Source organism: Rhodovulum visakhapatnamense, assembly GCF_004365965.1.
In the GTDB taxonomy this organism is placed as follows: domain Bacteria; phylum Pseudomonadota; class Alphaproteobacteria; order Rhodobacterales; family Rhodobacteraceae; genus Rhodovulum; species Rhodovulum visakhapatnamense.
This window is the reverse complement of the sequence record NZ_SOEB01000001.1, coordinates 173,269-191,109: the sequence shown is the minus strand read 5'-3', so window position 1 is coordinate 191,109 and position 17,841 is coordinate 173,269. Positions and strand designations below refer to the sequence as shown.

Sequence of the window (17,841 nt, the reverse complement as noted above, 5' to 3'; positions counted from 1 at the left end):
AAGATGACAGTTAAGGTAGCAATCAACGGCTTTGGCCGGATCGGGCGCAACGTGCTGCGGGCGATCGTGGAATCGGGCCGCACCGATATCGAGGTCGTCGCGATCAACGATCTGGGTCCGGTCGAGACCAACGCCCACCTGATGCGCTATGACAGCGTGCACGGCCGCTTCCCCGGCACCGTGACCGTGAGCGGCGACACCATCGACGTGGGCCGCGGCCCGATCAAGGTGACCGCGATCCGCGACCCGAAGGAGCTGCCCTGGGGCGATGTCGACGTGGCGCTGGAATGCACGGGCATCTTCACCGCCCGCGACAAGGCCGCGATCCATCTGGAAAACGGCTCGAAGCGGGTGCTGATCTCGGCGCCGGGCGCCGGGGCCGACAAGACCATCGTCTATGGCGTCAACCATGACGTGCTGACCAAGGACGATCTGGTCGTCTCGAACGCGTCCTGCACGACGAACTGCCTGTCGCCGGTCGCCAAGGCCCTGAACGATGCCATCGGCATCACCCGCGGCTTCATGACCACGATCCACAGCTACACCGGCGACCAGCCCACGCTGGACACCATGCACAAGGATCTTTACCGCGCCCGCGCGGCCGCGATGTCGATGATCCCGACCTCGACCGGGGCCGCCAAGGCCGTGGGCCTCGTGCTGCCGGAACTGAACGGCAAGCTCGACGGCGTCGCGATCCGGGTGCCGACGCCGAACGTGTCGGTCGTCGATCTGGTGTTCGAGGCATCGAAGGCGACCACCGTCGACGAGGTCAACGCGGCCATCCGGGCGGCAGCCGACGGCCCGATGAAGGGCATTCTCGGCTATACCGACGAGAAACTGGTCTCGTCGGACTTCAACCACGACCCGCATTCCTCGGTCTTCCACATGGATCAGACCAAGGTCATGGACGGCACGATGGTCCGCATCCTGACCTGGTATGACAACGAATGGGGCTTCTCCAACCGCATGGCGGATACCGCCGTGGCCATGGGGGCCCTGATCTGATGGCGCCGACGCCCCTGACATCGCTGGATGTTTCGGGCAGGCGCCTGGCGGTCCGGGCGGATCTGAACGTTCCGCTCGGCCCCGGCGGGGTGGGCGATGCCACGCGCATCGCCCGGTTCGCCAGGGGCATGAAACCGCTTCTGGCGCAGGGCGCGCGGCTGGTGGTTCTCAGCCATCTCGGCCGTCCCGAGGGCGAACTGACCCCGGCCCTGTCGCTGGAACGGGTACAGACCGCGCTGGCGGACGCGCTGGAGGCGCCGGTCCGCTTCATCGACACCTGCGCGGGGCCGATGGCCGAGCGCACCAGCCTTGCGCTGGCGCCGGGCGAGGTCCTGCTCTGCGAGAACCTGCGCTTCGAACGCGGCGAGGAAGTGAACGACCCTCGGCTCGGGGCGGATCTGGCCCGGCTGGGCGACATCTATGTCAACGATGCCTTTTCCTGCTGTCACCGGCTGCATGCCTCGACCACGGCGGCGGTCGACGCGGCCCAGACGGTCGCCGCCGGACCCTTGCTGCTGGAAGAGCTGGCCCAGCTCGACCGGGCGCTCGATACCCCGCTCTCGCCCTCGGTGGCGCTGGTCGGCGGGCGGTCGATGGCCGAACGGCTGGGGCTTCTGAAACGGCTGGTGGCCAAGATCGACACCATCCTGCTGGGCGGCGGGCTGGCCAACACCTTCCTCTTCGCGCGCGGCTACAGCGTCGGCAAGTCGTTCTGCGAACCCGAACTGGCCGACGAGATCCTCGAGATCGCGGCGCTGGCCGAGGTCGCGGGCTGCAGGATCGTAATGCCCAGGGACTTCGTCGTCGACGGGCTGCAACATGCGGGCCAGCATGCCTATCCGGTGCCGCTGGGCGGCATCCGCCCGAACCGCCGGGTCTACGATCTGGGCCCGAACACGGTCGAGCTGTATCGCGGCCTCCTGCGCAAGGCCCGCACCATCGTCTGGAACGGGCCCTTGGGCACCTACGAGACGCCGCCCTTCGACGGCGCGACCCGGGCACTGGCCGAAACCGTGGCCGAACAGACCCGGGCCGGGCTGTGCGTGTCGGTGGCGGGCGGCGGCGATACGCTGGTCGCGCTGAACCGCTCGGGCCATGCCCATGATTTCACCTATGTCTCCACCGCCGGTGGAGCATTCCTCGAATGGCTGGAGGGGCGGCCGCTCCCCGGTCTCGAAGCTTTGGAACGCGCCGAGCGCGCTGACTGACGGAGATTAACGATGGCTCTTATCACCCTGCGGCAACTTCTGGACCATGCGGCCGAGCACGGCTACGGCGTGCCCGCCTTCAACATCAACAACATGGAACAGGGCCTGTCGATCATGGAGGCCGCGAAGGCCTGCGACGCACCGGTCATCATCCAGGCGAGCCGCGGCGCGCGCCAATATGCCAATGACATCATGCTGGCGAAGATGATCGAGGCGCTGTCGATGATCTATCCCGACATCCCGCTCTGCATGCATCAGGACCACGGCAACAACGAGGCGACCTGCCTGTCGGCCATCAAGCACGGCTTTACCTCGGTGATGATGGACGGCTCGCTGGAAGGCGACGGCAAGACCCCTGCGTCCTACGAGTATAACGTCGACATCACCAAGCGCGTGGCCGACATGGCGCATTGGGTCGGCGCCTCGGTCGAGGGCGAACTGGGCGTCCTGGGCAGCCTGGAAACCGGCATGGGCGAGGCCGAGGACGGCCATGGCGCCGAAGGCGAGCTGAGCCACGACCAGCTGCTGACCGACCCCGACCAGGCCGCCGATTTCGTCGCCAAGACCCGGGTCGATGCGCTGGCCATCGCCTGCGGCACCAGCCACGGCGCCTACAAGTTCACCCAGAAGCCCACGGGCGAGACCCTGGCGATGAGCGTGATCGAGAAGATCCACGCCAAGCTGCCCGACACGCACCTGGTGATGCACGGCTCGTCCTCGGTGCCGCAATACCTGCAGGACCTGATCAACGAGAATGGCGGCGCGATGCCCCAGACCTATGGCGTGCCGGTCGAAGAGATCGAGCGCGGCATCAAGATGGGCGTGCGCAAGGTCAATATCGACACCGACAACCGGATGGCGATGACCGGCACCTTCCGCCGCATCGCCCAGGAGAACCCGGCCGAATTCGACCCGCGGAAATTCCTCAAACCCGCGATGGCCGAGATGACCAAGCTGTGCAAGGACCGCTTCGAACGCTTCGGCACCGCGGGCAATGCCTCGCGGATCAAGCCGATCCCGATGGAGGACATGGCCAAGCGCTATGCCGACGGCAGCCTCGATCCGAAGACGAAATAAACCTCTGGCGCCCGGCCCTCGCGGGGGCCGGGCCCGCTCCGGAAACGCGCGCAACGTAGAACAAAGACCACCGGAACCCAGGGACAAGACGAACCGAAAGGCCATAGGAAATGGATCAGTCGAACCGATATGCCCGCCTCGACCTCGATGAGAAAGCGCTCATCGCCGGCGGCCGCCACGTGCTCTGCGCCTATACGATGAAGCCGAAGGACGGCGGGGACTACCTTGCGACGGCCGCGCATTTCGCCGCCGAAAGCTCGACCGGCACCAATGTCGAGGTGCACACCACCGACGATTTCACCAAGGGCGTCGATGCGCTCGTCTACGAGATCGACCCCGAAAACGAGGTGATGAAGATCGCCTATCCGGTCGAGCTGTTCGACCGCAACATCATCGACGGCCGCGCCATGCTGGCCTCGTTCCTGACGCTGACGATCGGCAACAACCAGGGCATGGGCGATGTCGAGCACGCGAAGATGCGCGACTTCTACGTGCCGCCCGCCTATCTGCGGCTTTTCGACGGGCCGGTGATGAACATCGCCGACATGTGGCGCGTGCTGGGCCGCAGCGTCACCGATGGCGGCATGGTGGTGGGCACCATCATCAAGCCCAAGCTTGGCCTGCGCCCGCAGCCCTTCGCCGATGCCTGCCATGAATTCTGGCTGGGCGGCGATTTCATCAAGAACGACGAGCCCCAGGGCAACCAGGTCTTCGCGCCGCTGAAAGAGACGATCCGTCTGGTGGCCGACGCGATGAGGCGCGCCCAGGACGAAACCGGCGAGGCCAAGCTGTTCTCGGCCAACATCACCGCCGACGACCATTACGAAATGCTGGCCCGGGGCGAATACATCCTTGAGACCTTCGGCGAGAATGCCGATCACGTCGCCTTCCTCGTCGACGGCTATGTCGCCGGTCCCGCGGCCATCACCACCGCGCGCCGCGCCTTCCCGCACCAGTTCCTGCATTATCACCGCGCAGGCCACGGCGCCGTGACCTCGCCGGAATCGCAACGCGGCTACACCGCCTTCGTGCTGTCCAAGATGGCGCGTCTGCAGGGCGCCTCGGGGATCCACACCGGCACCATGGGCTTTGGCAAGATGGAGGGCGATCCATCCGACAAGATCATGGCCTTCATGCTGACCGACGACGTGGCGGACGGCCCCTTCTACCGTCAGGACTGGCTGGGGATGAAACCCACCACGCCGATCATCTCGGGTGGCATGAACGCGCTGCGCCTGCCGGGCTTCTTCGACAATCTGGGCCATTCCAACGTGATCCAGACCTCGGGCGGCGGCGCCTTCGGCCATGTCGATGGCGGCACCGCGGGCGCGATCTCGCTGCGCCAGGCCCATGATGCGTGGAAGTCGGGTGTGAACCTCGTCGACTACGCCAAGGAGCACAAGGAACTGGCCCGGGCCTTCGAAAGCTTCCCGCAGGATGCCGACAAGCTTTACCCGGGCTGGCGCGAGGCGCTGGGCGCCGTCGCCGCCGAATGACGATCCGGCGCGGCCCTGCCCCGGGGCCGCGCCATCCTTGAAAAACCGGCCCCTTCGGGAGGAACCCCAAGATGTTCGACCGTTCGATCAAGATCGCGCCCTCGATCCTGTCTGCCGATTTCGCGAATTTCGGCGCCGAGATCCGGGCCATCGAGGCGCAGGGCGCCGACTGGGTGCATGTCGACGTGATGGACGGGCATTTCGTGCCGAACCTGACCTTCGGCCCGCCCGCGGTGAAGGCCTTCCGCCCGCATGTGAAGACCTTCATGGACGTCCATCTGATGATCTCGCCGGTCGATGCCTATATCGAGGCCTATGCCGAGGCGGGCGCCGACATGATCACCGCCCATATCGAGGCGGGGCCGCATATCCACCGCACCCTGCAGGCGATCAAGGCACAGGGCGTCAAGGCGGGCGTGGTGCTGAACCCCGCGACCCCGGCCGAAAGCGTCGAGCATATCCTCGATCTGTGCGACATGGTCCTGATCATGACCGTGAACCCGGGCTTCGGCGGGCAGAAATTCATCCATTCCGGCATCGAGAAGACCCGCAAGGTTCGCGCCATGATCGGCGACCGCCCGATCCATATCCAGATCGACGGCGGCATCACCCCCGAGACGGCGCCGCTGGTGGTCGAGGCGGGCGCCGATGTGCTGGTCGCGGGCTCGGCCGTCTTCAAGGGCGGCTCGGTCGACACGCCCGAGGTCTATGGCGCCAATATCCGCGCGATCCGCGAGGCCGCCGAAGGCGCACGGAAAGCGGCCTGAGGCCCGACCACAGGTCCGGGAGGGCGCGGACCGCGCGCCCTCCCTCGCCCCGTTGCCCCCGGGCGGCTCCGTCACACTGAGGGACCGCCACCAAAGGACCGGCTGGCCCGCCCGCCGCGCAGCGTTACCTTCTTTCCGGCACCCCAGTCCCATTCGAAGGAGGTTTTCATGGCCGTCTCTCCCCCTGTCTGCGATTTCGGCTGGACCGCCCCGGACCTTGCCCTGCCCGGCACCGACGGCAGGACCTACGCCCTGAAGGACATCCGCGGCCCGAAGGGCACGCTGATCATGTTCATCTGCAACCACTGCCCCTATGTGCTGGCGGTCCGCGACCGGATGATCCGCGACGCGCGCGACCTGCAGGCCCTGGGCATCGGCGTCGCCGCGATCTGTTCGAACGACGCCTCGGCCTATCCCGAGGACGGGATCGAGGGCATGCGCCGCGTCGCCGAGGAACTTGACCTTCCCTTCCCCTATCTCCATGACGAGGACCAGTCGGTCGCACGGGCCTATGGCGCTGTCTGCACCCCCGATTTCTTCGGCTTCGATGCCGGGATGGGGCTGCAATATCGCGGACGGCTGGATGCCTCGCGCAAGCAGGCGGGCCCGCCCGACCTGCGCCGCGACCTTTACGAGGCGATGAAACAGGTGGCCGAGATCGGCCACGGACCCGCCGAGCAGATCCCGTCGATGGGATGCTCGATCAAATGGAAGGATGCCGCGTGAAGGCCATCATCTTCGATCTCGACGGGACGCTGATCGACAGCGCCCCCGATATCCATGCCGCCGTGAACCGGACGCTTGCCGGGATGGGCCGCGAGGCGCTTGACCTCGAGACCATCCGCGCCTTCATCGGCGACGGGGTGCAGGTGCTGATGGAACGCGTGATCGAGGCCCGCGGGCTCGAACCCGATCAGCGCGACGCCATGGTCGAGACCTTCCTTGGCCATTACGAAGCCGACCCGGCGACGCTGACGACGCTGTATCCCGGGGTGCAGGACGCGCTGGAACAGTTCCGCGACGAGGGCTGGGCGATGGGCGTGTGCACCAACAAGCCCGAGGCGCCCTCGCGCGCCATCCTCAAGACCTTCGGCATCGACGGTTTCTTCGGCGCGGTGGTCGGCGGCGACACGCTCGAGGTCAGGAAACCCGACCCGAAACCGCTGCTGGCGGTGCGCGACCAGCTTCAGGCCAAGCAGGCGGTCTTTGTCGGCGACAGCGAGATCGACGCGGCGACGGCCCAGGCCACCGGCATGCGCTTTGCGCTCTTTACCGAGGGCTATCACCGGTCCGAGGATGTCGACGACATCCCGCAGGACGCGCGGTTTTCCGATTACGACGTGCTGGTCGCCATCGTGGCGCGGCTCGCCGACGAGCTGAGATGACCATCAAGGCCCTGATCTTCGATCTCGACGGCACGCTGGCCGAGACCGAGGAAACCCACCGGGCGGCATTCAACGCGACTTTCGCCGCCCATGGGCTCGACTGGCACTGGTCACGCGACGACTATGCCGTTCTGCTGAAGACCGGCGGCGGCAAGGAACGGCTGCGCGCGTTTCAGGCGGGGCTGCCCGAGGCGGCGCGGCTGCCCGAGGCCGAGCTGGTCCGGCTGCATGCCGAGAAGACCGAAACCTTCGGCCGGATGATCGCCGAAGGCGCGGTCGGGCTGCGCCCCGGGGTCGAGGACCTGATCCTGCATGCCCGCGAGGCCGACATGGCGATCGCCATGGCCACCACCACCTCGCGGCCCAATGTCGAGGTGCTGGCGCGGACCTGCTGGGGCAAGCCCGCCGACCGGGTCTTCGACGTGATCGCCTCGGGCGACGAGGTCGAGCGCAAGAAACCCGACCCGGCGATCTACCGGCTGGCGCTCGACCGGCTGGGGCTGCCGCCGCGCGAGTGCCTTGCCTTCGAGGATAGCCATATCGGCCTGCAATCGGCGCGGGCCGCGGGGCTGGGGGTCGTCATCACCCCCAGCACCTATACCGCGAACGAGGATTTCACCGGCGCCGCGCATTGCGCACCGACGCTGGAACAGCGCAACTGGCCGCTGATCCTGAAGGCGATGCTGCTGAGCTACTAGCGCCAGGACAGCAGCCGGCCGCCGGTCCAGAGCCGCGTCTTCGACCGGCGGCGGAAGATCATCGGCAGGTGCAGCGCGCCCGAAAAGGGCGTCGGCCGCCGCATCGTCAGCGCCGCGGTGACCGCGCCCTTCGACAGCATCGCCACGCCGAAGAAATCGGAAAACGGGGTCGAGCCGTTCTCGGCCAGGTTCCATTTGGTATCGGTCACGATCCGGTCGGCCTGGATCAGGCTTTTCGGAAACCGCTCGTCATTCGTTCCGGTCATGGGGGTCCCTCGCATGCGCCTCTTTTCAGCAGGTTACCCCCGGACCGAAGATCGCGCCATAGGCCCAGAGAGCGCAGGGGCGAGGCCGCGGCCGGGCCGTGGCGAAACGGCCGCGGCCGACCCCGCGCCCGTCGCCGCCCTCAGACGGCGGGCAGCCGGTTCTCGACCAGTTCGACATACCAGGAGGACCCGAAGGGGATCGCCTCGTCGTCGAAATTGTAGGCCGGGTGGTGCACCGAGGCGGTGTCGCCATTGCCAAGGAAGATATAGGCGCCGGGGCGTTCCAGCAGCATGTAGCTGAAATCCTCGCCCCCCATCAGCGGCGCGGTCGCCCGATCGACCCGGCCCGAGACCTTCTCGGCCATCGCGGCCGCGAAATCGGTCTGCTCGGGGGCGTTGGCGGTCACCGGGTAGTTGCGCTGATAGCGCACCTTGGCCGTCGCCCCATAGGCCGCCGCCGTCGCCTCGGCCACCGCGGCGACGCGCGCCTCGGCCAGATCGCGCATGCCCTCTTCCAGCGTCCGGACCGTGCCTTTCAGCTCGACGGTCTGCGGGATCACGTTATAGGCCTCGGATTCGGTGCGGAAGGTGCAGACCGACACCACGATCTGTTTCAGCGGATCGGCATTCCGCGAAGCGATGGATTGCAGCGCGACGACGATATGCGAGGCCACCAGCGTCGTGTCGATGCATTCATGGGGCTTGGCGGCATGCCCGCCCCTGCCGGTGACGGTGATGTCGAATTCGTCGGTCGCGGCCATGATCGGCCCGGGCCGGATCGCGAAGGCGCCGACCGGGATGCCGGGCATGTTGTGCATGCCATAGACTTCCTCGATGCCGAACCGCGCCATCAACCCGTCCTCGCACATCGCCAGACCGCCCGCGCCGCCCTCTTCGGCGGGCTGGAAGATCACCACCGCGCGGCCGTCGAAATTGCGGGTCTCGGCCAGGTATTTCGCGGCCCCCAGCAGCATCGCGGTGTGGCCGTCATGGCCGCAGGCATGCATCTTGCCCGGCGTCTTCGAGGCATAGGGCAGCCCCGTCGCCTCGTGGATCGGCAAGGCGTCCATGTCGGCGCGCAGCCCGATCGCCCGCCCCTGCCCGTCCGACCGGCCCTTGATCACGCCGACGACGCCCGACCGCCCGATGCCCTCGACCACCTCGTCGCAGCCGAATTCCCTCAGCTTCGCGGCCACCAGCGCCGAGGTGCGCGGCAGATCGTACATCAGTTCGGGATTCTCGTGGATGTCCCGGCGCCAGGCAGCGATCTCGGGCTGCATCTCGGCGAGGCGGTTCTTGACGGGCATGCGCGTTTACTCCTTCAGATGGTCGAGCAGCCGGGCCATGAAGGCCTCGCCCTGCCGGAACTGGTCGAGGGTGATGTATTCGTCGGGCTGGTGCGCCTGGGCGATGTCGCCGGGGCCGCAGACGACGGTCGAAAAGCCGCCCTCCTGGAACTGCCCGGCCTCGGTCGCGTAGCTGACCACATGGGTGGCGTTGTCGCCGGTCAGCCGGCGAGCCAGAGCCTCGGCCGCGCCGTCCGTCTCGGGGGCGAGCGCGGGCACCGAGAAGGTCTCGTCGACCGCGATGCCGGTCTCGGGACGGATGGCCTTCATGCCCGCCTCGACCCGCGCCACCTCGGCCATCAGCGCCGCGCGGCAGGCTTCGAGGCTATCCGAGGGCACGCAGCGGTAATCGAGCCCCATCCGGCAATCGGCGGCAGTGATGTTCTGCGCGGTGCCGCCCGCGATCTCGCCGACATGAGCGGTCGTCCAGGGCGGATCGAACAGCCCGTCATCGCCTGCGGGCGGGCGGGCGCGGTTCAGGTCATTCACGTCATTCGCCCACTGGATCAGCCGCCCCGCCTCCATCACCGCCGAGACGCCCTTGTGTTGCATCGAGGAATGCACCTCATGGCCCTTCAGCCGGATCTCGAAGCCGATATTGCCCTTGTGGCCGGTCACCACCTGCAGCATCGAGGGCTCGCCCACGATCACCGCCGCGGCCTTGGGCAGGTCCGCACGCGCCATCGCCGCGATCAGCGCCGGTGCGGCCAGGCAGCCCAGCTCTTCGTCATAGCTCAGCGCCAGTTGCAGCGGGCGCGCCACGTCGCGGGTCCTGGCCTCGACCAGCGCCCAGAGCGCCAGCGCATCGAAGCCCTTCATGTCGCAGGCGCCGCGCCCGTAAAGCCGCCCGTTCCGTTCGGTCAGCTCCCAGGGGTCCGAGCTCCAGTCCTGGCCGTCGACGGGCACCACATCGGTATGGCCCGACAGCATCACGCCGCCCGGCGCCCAGGGTCCGGCATGGGCATAGAGGCTGGCCTTGGACCGCACCGGGTTCCAGACCCGGGCGCAATGGATGCCGAACCCGGTCAGATACTCCTCGACCCAGTCGATCAGATCGAGGTTGCCATCGCGGCTGACCGTGGGGAAAGAAACAAGTTTTTCAAACAGTTGACGAGGTGTCAGCGGGCTGACCATGGCGGGGCTCCGGGATGGGTCTTGCGCCGAGACTGCGGCCCGCACCGATCGAGGTCAAGCGCGAACGCTGAAATATTGAACGCAAGGTCAAAAATTCCGCAAGGTCGGGCGGCCCTGAGGCAGATTGATATTGCCGAGCGCGGTTTCACTGGTCACACTTTGGGCAAAATCACCGGCGCCACGTCCGGGAAACCAGAAAAGTACAATCGTAGCAGCAACTTCAGGGAGTTTGCATGCCAGATGGGGCTTCGCCCATCCTCGAGGTGCAGGGTCTGCAGACCGTGTTTCGCACCCGGGGCGGCGATATTCACGCGGTCAATTCCGTCGATTTCCACCTGCAACCCGGGGAATTGCTGGGTGTGGTCGGAGAAAGCGGCTCGGGCAAATCCGTCACCATGATGTCGCTGATCGGGCTTCTGCCCTCGCCCCCGGCCGAGGTGCGGGCGGGTACGGTGCGCTTCGGCGGCGACGACCTGCTGCGGATGCCCGCCCGACAGCTGCGCGACATTCGCGGCGCGCGCATCGGCTTTGTCTTTCAGGACCCGATGACCAGCCTCAACCCGGTCTTTCCGGTGGGCTTTCAGATCATGGAGCCGCTGCGCAAGCATATGGGGCTCGACCGCGCCGCCGCCCGGCGCCGTGCGCAGGAACTGCTGGAGCTGGTCGGCATCCCCGATGCCGCGCGGCGGCTGGGCGATTTCCCGCACCAGTTCTCGGGCGGCATGCGGCAGCGGGTGATGATCGCCATGGCGCTGGCCTGCGATCCAGAGGTGCTGATCGCGGACGAGCCCACCACCGCGCTCGACGTAACGATCCAGGCCCAGATCCTGGAACTGATGAAGGACCTGCGCGAGCGGCTGGGGATGGCAGTGATCTGGATCACCCACGATCTGGGCGTGATCGCGGGCATCGCCGACCGGGTGATGGTGATGTATGGCGGCCAGGTGGTCGAACAGGCGCCGGTCAGGGCGCTGTTTGCCCGGCCCCAGCACCCCTATACCCGCGCACTTCTGCAGACCGTGCCCCATGTCACCGGCGCCCGGGCCGAGCGGCTGAAGGTGATCGAGGGCCAGCCGCCGGTGCTGTCGGGCCCGCCCCGCGCCTGCCCGTTCCGCGCCCGCTGCGCCCATGCCTTCGAAACCTGCGCGCGGGCCAATCCGGCGCGCGTCGCGGTCGGCCCCGACCATGACGCCGCCTGTTTCTGGGATGTCGACCGGGGAGCGCCGCGCCATGTCTGAAACCGCAATGTCGGATCGAAGCCCCCGGCCGCTGGTCGAGATACGCGACCTCAGGATGCACTTCCCGATCCATGCCGGGGTGCTGCGCCGCCGGGTCGGCGCGGTGCGCGCGGTCGATGGCGTCAGCTTCGACATCCACGAGGGCGAGACGCTGGGCCTCGTCGGCGAATCGGGCTGCGGGAAATCCACCTGCGGCCGCGCGATCCTGAGGCTTTACGACATCACCTCGGGCTCGATCCGGATCGAGGGCGACGAGATCGGCACGCTCGGTCAGGACGCGCTGCGCCCGCGTCGGCCGCGGATGCAGATGGTGTTTCAGGACCCGCAGGCCAGCCTCAACCCGCGCATGACGGTCGCCCGCATCATCGGCGAACCGCTGGACGAACACACGACGCTGAGCCGCGCCGAAAAGCGTGACCGGATCTACGAGCTGATGGATGCGGTCGGGCTGAACCGGAATTTCGCGAACCGCTATCCGCACCAGTTCTCGGGCGGGCAGCGCCAGCGGATCGGGATCGCGCGGGCGCTGGCCTTGAACCCCAAATTCATCGTCTGCGACGAACCCATCGCGGCGCTTGACGTGTCGATCCAAGCGCAGGTGGTCAATCTGCTGGAAGACCTGCAGGACCGGTTCGGGCTGACCTATCTTTTCATCAGCCACGACCTGTCGATGGTGCGCCATATCGCCGATCGGGTGGCCGTGATGTATCTGGGCCGCGTGGTCGAGCTGGCGCCCCGCGACAGCCTCTATGGCGCGCCGCTGCACCCCTACACGCAGGCGCTTCTGTCGGCGGTGCCCGAGCCCGACCCGGACCTGGAAGCGAGCCGCCGCCACATCATCCTGAAAGGCGACGTGCCCTCGCCCGCCAATCCGCCAGAGGGGTGCAACTTCTGCACCCGCTGCCCGCAGGCGATGCCCATCTGCCACCGGATCGACCCCGAAATGCGCGAGCCGAGGCCCGGCCATTTCGCGGCCTGCCACCTGCACGATCCGGACCATATCCCGACCGCTGGATCAACGGCGGCGAACGACCAACCCCAACAAGGAGAGTGACATGAGAGCGAAACACGCCCTTCTGGGCGCCGCCGCGGCCCTTGCCCTGGCGCCCGCCGCCTTTGCCGAACGCGGCAGCGACGGTCAGGTGAACATCATCTACTGGCAGGGCCCCTCGACGATGAACCCGTATCTGTCGGGCGGCATCAAGGAGCTGGAGGCGGCAAGCCTGTCGCTGGAACCGCTGGCGCGCTACGATCCCGATGGCAACATGGTGCCCTTCCTGGCCGAAACCGTGCCGACGCTGGAAAACGGCGGCGTGTCCGAGGACCTGAAATCGGTCACCTGGAAGATCAAGCCGGGGCTGCTGTGGTCGGACGGCACCCCCGTCACCTCGGCCGATGTGCGCTTTACCTGGCAATACTGCACGGCCGAGGGCGGCGGCTGTTCGCAGTCGGAAAAATACAACGACGTGGCCGATGTCGAGACGCCCGACGAACTGACTGCCATCGTCCGCTTTTCGGTGCCGAAGCCCTATCCCTACGGTCCCTTCGTGGGCAATCAGGCCCCGATCCTGCAGGCCGCGCAATTCGCCGACTGCCTCGGCCCGAAGGCGCCCGGCTGCACCAGCGCCAATTTCATGCCGGTCGGCACCGGCCCCTTCATCGTCACCGATTTCCGGCCCAATGACGTGATCGCGCTGAAAGCGAACGAGCATTACCGCGATCCCGAGAAACCCGCCTTCTCGACCGTGAACTTCAAGGGCGGCGGCGATGCCATGGCCGCGGGCCGGTCGGTGCTGGAAACCGGCGAATACGATTTCGCCTGGAACCTGCAACTGGCGCCCGAGGTGCTGGACCAGATGGCCGCCGCCGGCAAGGGCGAGGTCGAGGTCGCCTTCGGCACGCTGGTCGAGCGGATCATGGTCAACTTCACCGATCCCGACCCGAAATGGGGCGAGCGCCGCGCGACCGCCGACCATCCGCACCCGTTCCTGACCGACAAGGCGGTGCGCCAGGCGTTGTCGATGGCCATCGACCGCGATCTTCTGACCGAGATCGGCTACGGGCAGGCCGGGCGCACCACCTGCAACGTGCTGGCCGCACCCGAGATCTATGCCTCGGAGGCCAACGAGGGCTGCCTCGTGCAGGATATCGAGGGCGCAAAGGCGCTGCTCGATCAGGCGGGCTGGGTCCCCGGCCCCGACGGCGTGCGCCAGAAGGACGGCATGCGGCTGAGCATGCTCTTCCAGTCCTCGACCAATGCGGTCCGGCAGGACTTTCAGGCGCTGATCAAGCAGTGGTGGTCGGAAATCGGCGTCGAGAGCGAGCTGCGCAATGTCGATGCCTCGGTCTTCTTCGGCGGCGATCCGGGCAGCCCGGACACGTTCCAGAAGTTTTATGCCGATGTCGAGATGTATGCCAACAGCTTCGACGGCACCGACCCCGAGGCCTACATGGCCAACTGGGAATGCAAGCAGGCGCCCCGCCCCGAAACCCAGTGGCAGGGCAACAACATGCCGCGCTACTGCAACGCGGCCTATGACGCGCTGGTCGCCGAAATGGCCAAGACCGGCAAGATGGACGAACGGATCGCGCTGGCCAAGAAGATGAACGACATCCTGATGCAGGATTACGTGATCCTGCCGCTGGTGCATCGCGGCCGGGTCTCGGCCCGCGCGACGTCGCTTGGCGGCTTCGTCATGAACGCCTGGGACAGCGAGCTCTGGAACGCGGCCGACTGGTATCGCGTGAAATGAGCCCATGGGGGGCGCCCTGCCCGGGCGCCCCCTCCCTGCCCGCCCATCGAGCCCGAGGCCGTCCATAATGTTCACCTACACGATCCGCCGGCTGCTGATCGCGATCCCGACGCTGCTGGTCATCAGCCTCATCATCTTTCTCGTGGTGACGCTCGCCCCCAGCGACCCGACCGCGAACCTGCCGCTGTCGATCCCCTCCGAGGTCCGCGCCCAGATGCGCGAGGCGCTGGGGCTGAACGAGCCGATCCTCGTGCGCTACCTGCTGTGGCTGAGGCAGTTCTTCCTCTACGAGCCCCTGCACATGCTGGACCAGGCCTTCGGGCTCAGCCTCGCCGGCGAGGACATGCAGCGCATCCTCAGCTGGCAGACCCGCAGCCCGGTCGCCGACCTGATCGTGCAGCGCCTGCCGCAGACGCTTTGGGTCGTCGGCACCTCCTATGTGGTGGGGGTGCTGATCGCACTGCCCATCGGCATCGCCTCGGCCTACCGGCAATACAGCTGGTTCGACCAGATCGGCACCTTCGTGTCGATGGTGGGCTTCTCGGTCCCGACCTTCTTCACGGGCGTTCTGCTGATCGTGATCTTCTCGGTCCATCTGGGCTGGTTCCCCTCGATCTACGACACCACGCTGAGGGTCACGGACCTGTCGACCTTCTGGCTGCAGATCAAGCAGATGATCATGCCGGTCGCGGTGCTGGCACTGTACAACGCCGCCCAGATCAGCCGCTTCATGCGCGCCTCGATGCTGGACAATCTCAACCAGGACTATGTGCGGACCGCCCGCGCCAAGGGCATGACCGAGCGCGTCGTGGTGCTGCTGCACGTTCTGAGAAACTCGATGATCCCGGTCGTCACGGTGATCGCGCTGGGCGTGCCCACGGTCTTTGGCGGCGCCATCATCACCGAACAGGTCTTCAAGGTGAACGGCATCGGCCAGCTGCTGATCATCGCGATCCAGGGCGGCGACGTGCCCACGGTGCAGACCCTGACCTTCATCTTCGCGGTGCTGATCGTTCTGTTCAACCTGATCGCCGATGTGCTTTACGGCCTGCTCGACCCGAGGATCCGCTATGACTGACGCCCCGATGATCGAGACGATGGAAATCGCCCGACCGCCCCGCAACCAGTGGCTCGATGTCTGGGACCAGTTTCGCAGCCATCGCGGCGCGCTTCTGGGCGCGGCCTTCTTCGCCGTCATCCTGGCGGCGGTGTTCCTGGGCCCGCTGATCTGGCAGATCGACCCGACCTATATCGACATCCGCGCCCGCAACCAGGGTCCGAGCCTCGCCCATCCCTTCGGCACCGACCAGCTGGGGCGCGACACGCTGGCGCGGATGCTGGCGGGCGGGCAGGTCTCGCTGGCGGTGGGGCTGACCGCGATGGGCCTGTCGCTGGTGCTGGGCACGCTGATCGGCGTGCTCGCGGGCTATTTCCGGCGGCTCGACGGGGCACTGATGCGGCTGACCGACCTGTTCCTGGCGCTGCCGCTGCTGCCCTTGCTGCTGGTCATCATCATGCTTTTCCGCGACGCGCTGCGCAGCGCCTTCGGCCCCGAGGGGGGCATCTTCGTGCTGATCGTCTTCGTGATCGGCATCACATCCTGGATGCAGACCGCGCGGATCGTGCGGGGCGATGTTCTGGCACTGAAGGAACAGGAATTCGTGCTGGCCGCGCGATCCATCGGCACGCCCTCGCGGCGGATGATCACCCGCCACATCCTGCCCAACGTGCTGTCGCCGATCATGGTCTCGGCGACGCTGGGGATCGCCAGCGCGATCATCACCGAAAGCGCGCTGTCCTTCCTGGGGCTCGGCTTCCCGTCCGATTTCCCGACCTGGGGGCGGCTTCTGTTCGATTCGACCGATTATCTGCAGCAATATCCCGAACGGGTGATCTGGCCCGGCCTCGCGATCTCGCTGACGGTGCTGAGCGTCAACTACATGGGCGACGGGCTGCGCGACGCGCTCGATCCGCGGATCCGGGGGCGCTGAGCCCCCGGAGGGCGGCGGCTCAGTGCTCCATGCCGCGGCGGATCTGGCGGATCATCAGCCAGACCACCAGCACCACGAGCGGCGTGGCAACGGCGGTGGCCAGCCCCTTCGACACCCCCAGCGCCTCGGCGCCCGGCGCGATCATGTAGGCCACGAGGCTGACCGCGTAATAGCTGATCGCGACCACCGACAGCCCCTCGACCGTGCGCTGCAGACGCAGTTGCAGATCGGCCCGCCGGTCCATGCTTTCCAGAAGCTTCTGGTTCTGGGCCGAGCGTTCGACATCGACCTGGGTTCGCAGCAGGTTGGCCGCGCGGACCGCGCGCCGGGTCATCGAATCGAGCTGCGCCTCGGTCGCCTTCACCGTCCGCATCGACGGGTCGTAGCGGCGCATCATGAACTCGGTGAAGGTCTGGCGGTGCTGGAACCGCTCTTCGCGCAGGACCTCGATCCGCTGATGCACCAGCGCCTCATAGGCGGTGGTGGCCGAAAAGCGGAAGGCCGACTGCGCTAGCAGGCTTTCCAGCTCGGCCGAGACCGCCAGAAGGTTCCGAAGCGTCTCTTCCGGGATCCGGTTGCCGCGGTTCATCTCGCCCACCAGTTCGCTCAGCTGCGGCTCGAGCTCGGCCAGGCGCTCATTGACCTGCCGCGCCCGCGGCAAGCCCAGCATCGACATCGCCTTGTAGGTCTCGATCTCGGTCAGCCGCTGGACGATGCGCCCGATCCGCCGCTGGCCGATCCCCGGCTCGACGAAGACCGCCATGCGCATGTGTCCGCCAGTGTCGATGCGGAAATCGGTGGCCATAACCGCGGCGTCGTCGAGGATCGCCGCCGCCGACAGGCTGTCGGGCGCGAACCATTCGCCCAGCCGCGCCCCGATCTGGCCGGGCCCCTCCTTCACCTGCTCGATCCGGATCAGCGCCGAGGTCAGCCGCGCGCCCGGTGCGGTCTCGAGCCAGTCGTCGGGAAACACCTCGAAGGCGGCCGGATCGAACGGCCGGTCGGCAACACCGGGGGTGAAGACGGTATAGGTGACGAACTCGGTATGGCTTTCCCATTTCATCTTGTGCCGGCCCATCTGGCCGAAGAAATGGGTGTCGCCGGGCTTGGGATGCTGCGCCCCGAAGCGGTCGAGCAGGTCGATCGCATGCGCCCGGTCGGCATCGCGGTCTCGGGTCACGGCATCGACCGGCGGCTTGATGGCCAGAAAGGCCGCGTGGCAGGGTGCCTCCAGCGAGGGGAAGGGCCGCGCATGCAGTTCGTTCGTCAGCGCATAGCGCAGCGGATGGTCCTGGATCGGCATGGAGGCTGGCCTTCTGTTCCCGCGAGTCACTTCACCTCTAGCCGAGCCGCGCGATTTGTAAACGCGGCAGGGCGCGCCCGGGGGCGCGCAGCCCCTGCGGGGCCCGGGTATTTTCGCCAGGAAGAAGACCAGCGCCGCTTTCTTCTTGGTCCAAATACCCGAAGGTCGCGGCCC

The 17,841-nt window shown here is 67.0% G+C and carries 17 protein-coding genes; 13 read left to right on the top strand and 4 right to left on the bottom strand.

Features of this window, described 5'->3' with window-relative positions; genetic code table 11:
- The first annotated feature begins 3 nt into the window (after positions 1-3).
- From gap to EV657_RS00875, 8 genes are all read left to right on the top strand, one after another.
- Entirely contained in the window at positions 4-1,005 is a 1,002-nt protein-coding gene (gene gap, locus EV657_RS00910; protein WP_075786459.1) for a type I glyceraldehyde-3-phosphate dehydrogenase, read from the top strand.
- Positions 1,005-2,213, top strand: coding sequence for a phosphoglycerate kinase (locus tag EV657_RS00905; protein WP_075786460.1), 1,209 nt, complete (start codon positions 1,005-1,007; stop codon positions 2,211-2,213). Before gap ends, EV657_RS00905 begins: the two co-directional genes overlap by 1 nt.
- A 12-nt stretch (positions 2,214-2,225) precedes the next feature.
- Complete coding sequence (gene fba, locus EV657_RS00900) at positions 2,226-3,290, top strand: class II fructose-bisphosphate aldolase (RefSeq protein WP_108027717.1); 1,065 nt, start codon at positions 2,226-2,228, stop codon at positions 3,288-3,290.
- Between the two features lie 110 nt (positions 3,291-3,400).
- Positions 3,401-4,786, top strand: coding sequence for a ribulose-bisphosphate carboxylase (locus EV657_RS00895; protein WP_075786462.1), 1,386 nt, complete (start codon positions 3,401-3,403; stop codon positions 4,784-4,786).
- Positions 4,787-4,857: 71 nt separating this feature from the next.
- The gene (rpe, locus tag EV657_RS00890) at positions 4,858-5,553 is read left to right on the top strand and encodes a ribulose-phosphate 3-epimerase (protein WP_075786463.1); all 696 of its coding nucleotides are present in this window, start codon (positions 4,858-4,860) and stop codon (positions 5,551-5,553) included.
- A gap of 168 nt (positions 5,554-5,721) precedes the next feature.
- Positions 5,722-6,279 (top strand): thioredoxin family protein, encoded by a 558-nt coding sequence (locus tag EV657_RS00885; RefSeq protein WP_134076847.1) that lies wholly within the window; start codon positions 5,722-5,724, stop codon positions 6,277-6,279.
- Positions 6,276-6,938, top strand: a complete 663-nt coding sequence (gene gph, locus EV657_RS00880) for a phosphoglycolate phosphatase (protein ID WP_113668365.1) — start codon at positions 6,276-6,278, stop codon at positions 6,936-6,938. Before EV657_RS00885 ends, gph begins: the two co-directional genes overlap by 4 nt.
- The gene (locus EV657_RS00875; protein WP_134076846.1) at positions 6,935-7,636 is read left to right on the top strand and encodes an HAD-IA family hydrolase; all 702 of its coding nucleotides are present in this window, start codon (positions 6,935-6,937) and stop codon (positions 7,634-7,636) included. The genes gph and EV657_RS00875 overlap by 4 nt, the downstream gene beginning before the upstream one ends.
- Here the strand turns inward: EV657_RS00875 and EV657_RS00870 are convergent.
- The 3 genes from EV657_RS00870 to argE form a co-directional block, all read right to left on the bottom strand.
- A complete protein-coding gene (locus EV657_RS00870) occupies positions 7,633-7,902 on the bottom strand; it encodes a hypothetical protein (RefSeq protein ID WP_075786467.1) in 270 nt (89 codons plus the stop codon). The two genes, EV657_RS00875 and EV657_RS00870, sit on opposite strands and share 4 nt — an antisense overlap.
- A 140-nt stretch (positions 7,903-8,042) precedes the next feature.
- Complete coding sequence (locus EV657_RS00865; protein ID WP_134076845.1) at positions 8,043-9,209, bottom strand: M20 aminoacylase family protein; 1,167 nt, start codon at positions 9,207-9,209, stop codon at positions 8,043-8,045.
- Between the two features lie 6 nt (positions 9,210-9,215).
- The gene (gene argE, locus EV657_RS00860) at positions 9,216-10,382 is read right to left on the bottom strand and encodes an acetylornithine deacetylase (RefSeq protein ID WP_134076844.1); all 1,167 of its coding nucleotides are present in this window, start codon (positions 10,380-10,382) and stop codon (positions 9,216-9,218) included.
- 233 nt (positions 10,383-10,615) lie between these two features.
- Here argE and EV657_RS00855 point away from each other — a divergent pair, with 233 nt between their 5' ends.
- From EV657_RS00855 to EV657_RS00835, 5 genes are all read left to right on the top strand, one after another.
- The gene (locus EV657_RS00855) at positions 10,616-11,620 is read left to right on the top strand and encodes an ABC transporter ATP-binding protein (RefSeq protein WP_113668362.1); all 1,005 of its coding nucleotides are present in this window, start codon (positions 10,616-10,618) and stop codon (positions 11,618-11,620) included.
- Between the two features lie 7 nt (positions 11,621-11,627).
- Positions 11,628-12,674 carry an ABC transporter ATP-binding protein gene (locus tag EV657_RS00850; RefSeq protein ID WP_134076954.1) on the top strand — a complete coding sequence of 349 codons (1,047 nt, stop codon included), beginning with the start codon at positions 11,628-11,630 and terminating at the stop codon, positions 12,672-12,674.
- A gap of 1 nt (position 12,675) precedes the next feature.
- Positions 12,676-14,373 carry a peptide ABC transporter substrate-binding protein gene (locus tag EV657_RS00845; protein WP_075786471.1) on the top strand — a complete coding sequence of 566 codons (1,698 nt, stop codon included), beginning with the start codon at positions 12,676-12,678 and terminating at the stop codon, positions 14,371-14,373.
- A 67-nt stretch (positions 14,374-14,440) separates the two neighbouring features.
- On the top strand, positions 14,441-15,451 hold the full coding sequence (locus EV657_RS00840) for an ABC transporter permease (RefSeq protein ID WP_134076843.1): 1,011 nt from the start codon (positions 14,441-14,443) through the stop codon (positions 15,449-15,451).
- The gene (locus EV657_RS00835) at positions 15,444-16,364 is read left to right on the top strand and encodes an ABC transporter permease (protein WP_134076842.1); all 921 of its coding nucleotides are present in this window, start codon (positions 15,444-15,446) and stop codon (positions 16,362-16,364) included. Before EV657_RS00840 ends, EV657_RS00835 begins: the two co-directional genes overlap by 8 nt.
- A 19-nt stretch (positions 16,365-16,383) precedes the next feature.
- Here the strand turns inward: EV657_RS00835 and EV657_RS00830 are convergent, their stop codons facing one another.
- Complete coding sequence (locus EV657_RS00830; RefSeq protein ID WP_134076841.1) at positions 16,384-17,667, bottom strand: DUF3422 family protein; 1,284 nt, start codon at positions 17,665-17,667, stop codon at positions 16,384-16,386.
- Positions 17,668-17,841: the final 174 nt, after the last annotated feature.

Coding starts and splice junctions, on each gene's coding strand:
- gap (WP_075786459.1), top strand. CDS start 4: ATGACAGTTAAGGTAGCAATCAACGGCTTTGGCCGGATCGGGCGCAAC.
- EV657_RS00905 (WP_075786460.1), top strand. CDS start 1,005: ATGGCGCCGACGCCCCTGACATCGCTGGATGTTTCGGGCAGGCGCCTG.
- fba (WP_108027717.1), top strand. CDS start 2,226: ATGGCTCTTATCACCCTGCGGCAACTTCTGGACCATGCGGCCGAGCAC.
- EV657_RS00895 (WP_075786462.1), top strand. CDS start 3,401: ATGGATCAGTCGAACCGATATGCCCGCCTCGACCTCGATGAGAAAGCG.
- rpe (WP_075786463.1), top strand. CDS start 4,858: ATGTTCGACCGTTCGATCAAGATCGCGCCCTCGATCCTGTCTGCCGAT.
- EV657_RS00885 (WP_134076847.1), top strand. CDS start 5,722: ATGGCCGTCTCTCCCCCTGTCTGCGATTTCGGCTGGACCGCCCCGGAC.
- EV657_RS00875 (WP_134076846.1), top strand. CDS start 6,935: ATGACCATCAAGGCCCTGATCTTCGATCTCGACGGCACGCTGGCCGAG.
- EV657_RS00870 (WP_075786467.1), bottom strand. CDS start 7,902: ATGACCGGAACGAATGACGAGCGGTTTCCGAAAAGCCTGATCCAGGCC.
- EV657_RS00865 (WP_134076845.1), bottom strand. CDS start 9,209: ATGCCCGTCAAGAACCGCCTCGCCGAGATGCAGCCCGAGATCGCTGCC.
- argE (WP_134076844.1), bottom strand. CDS start 10,382: ATGGTCAGCCCGCTGACACCTCGTCAACTGTTTGAAAAACTTGTTTCT.
- EV657_RS00855 (WP_113668362.1), top strand. CDS start 10,616: ATGCCAGATGGGGCTTCGCCCATCCTCGAGGTGCAGGGTCTGCAGACC.
- EV657_RS00850 (WP_134076954.1), top strand. CDS start 11,628: ATGTCGGATCGAAGCCCCCGGCCGCTGGTCGAGATACGCGACCTCAGG.
- EV657_RS00845 (WP_075786471.1), top strand. CDS start 12,676: ATGAGAGCGAAACACGCCCTTCTGGGCGCCGCCGCGGCCCTTGCCCTG.
- EV657_RS00840 (WP_134076843.1), top strand. CDS start 14,441: ATGTTCACCTACACGATCCGCCGGCTGCTGATCGCGATCCCGACGCTG.
- EV657_RS00835 (WP_134076842.1), top strand. CDS start 15,444: ATGACTGACGCCCCGATGATCGAGACGATGGAAATCGCCCGACCGCCC.
- EV657_RS00830 (WP_134076841.1), bottom strand. CDS start 17,667: ATGCCGATCCAGGACCATCCGCTGCGCTATGCGCTGACGAACGAACTG.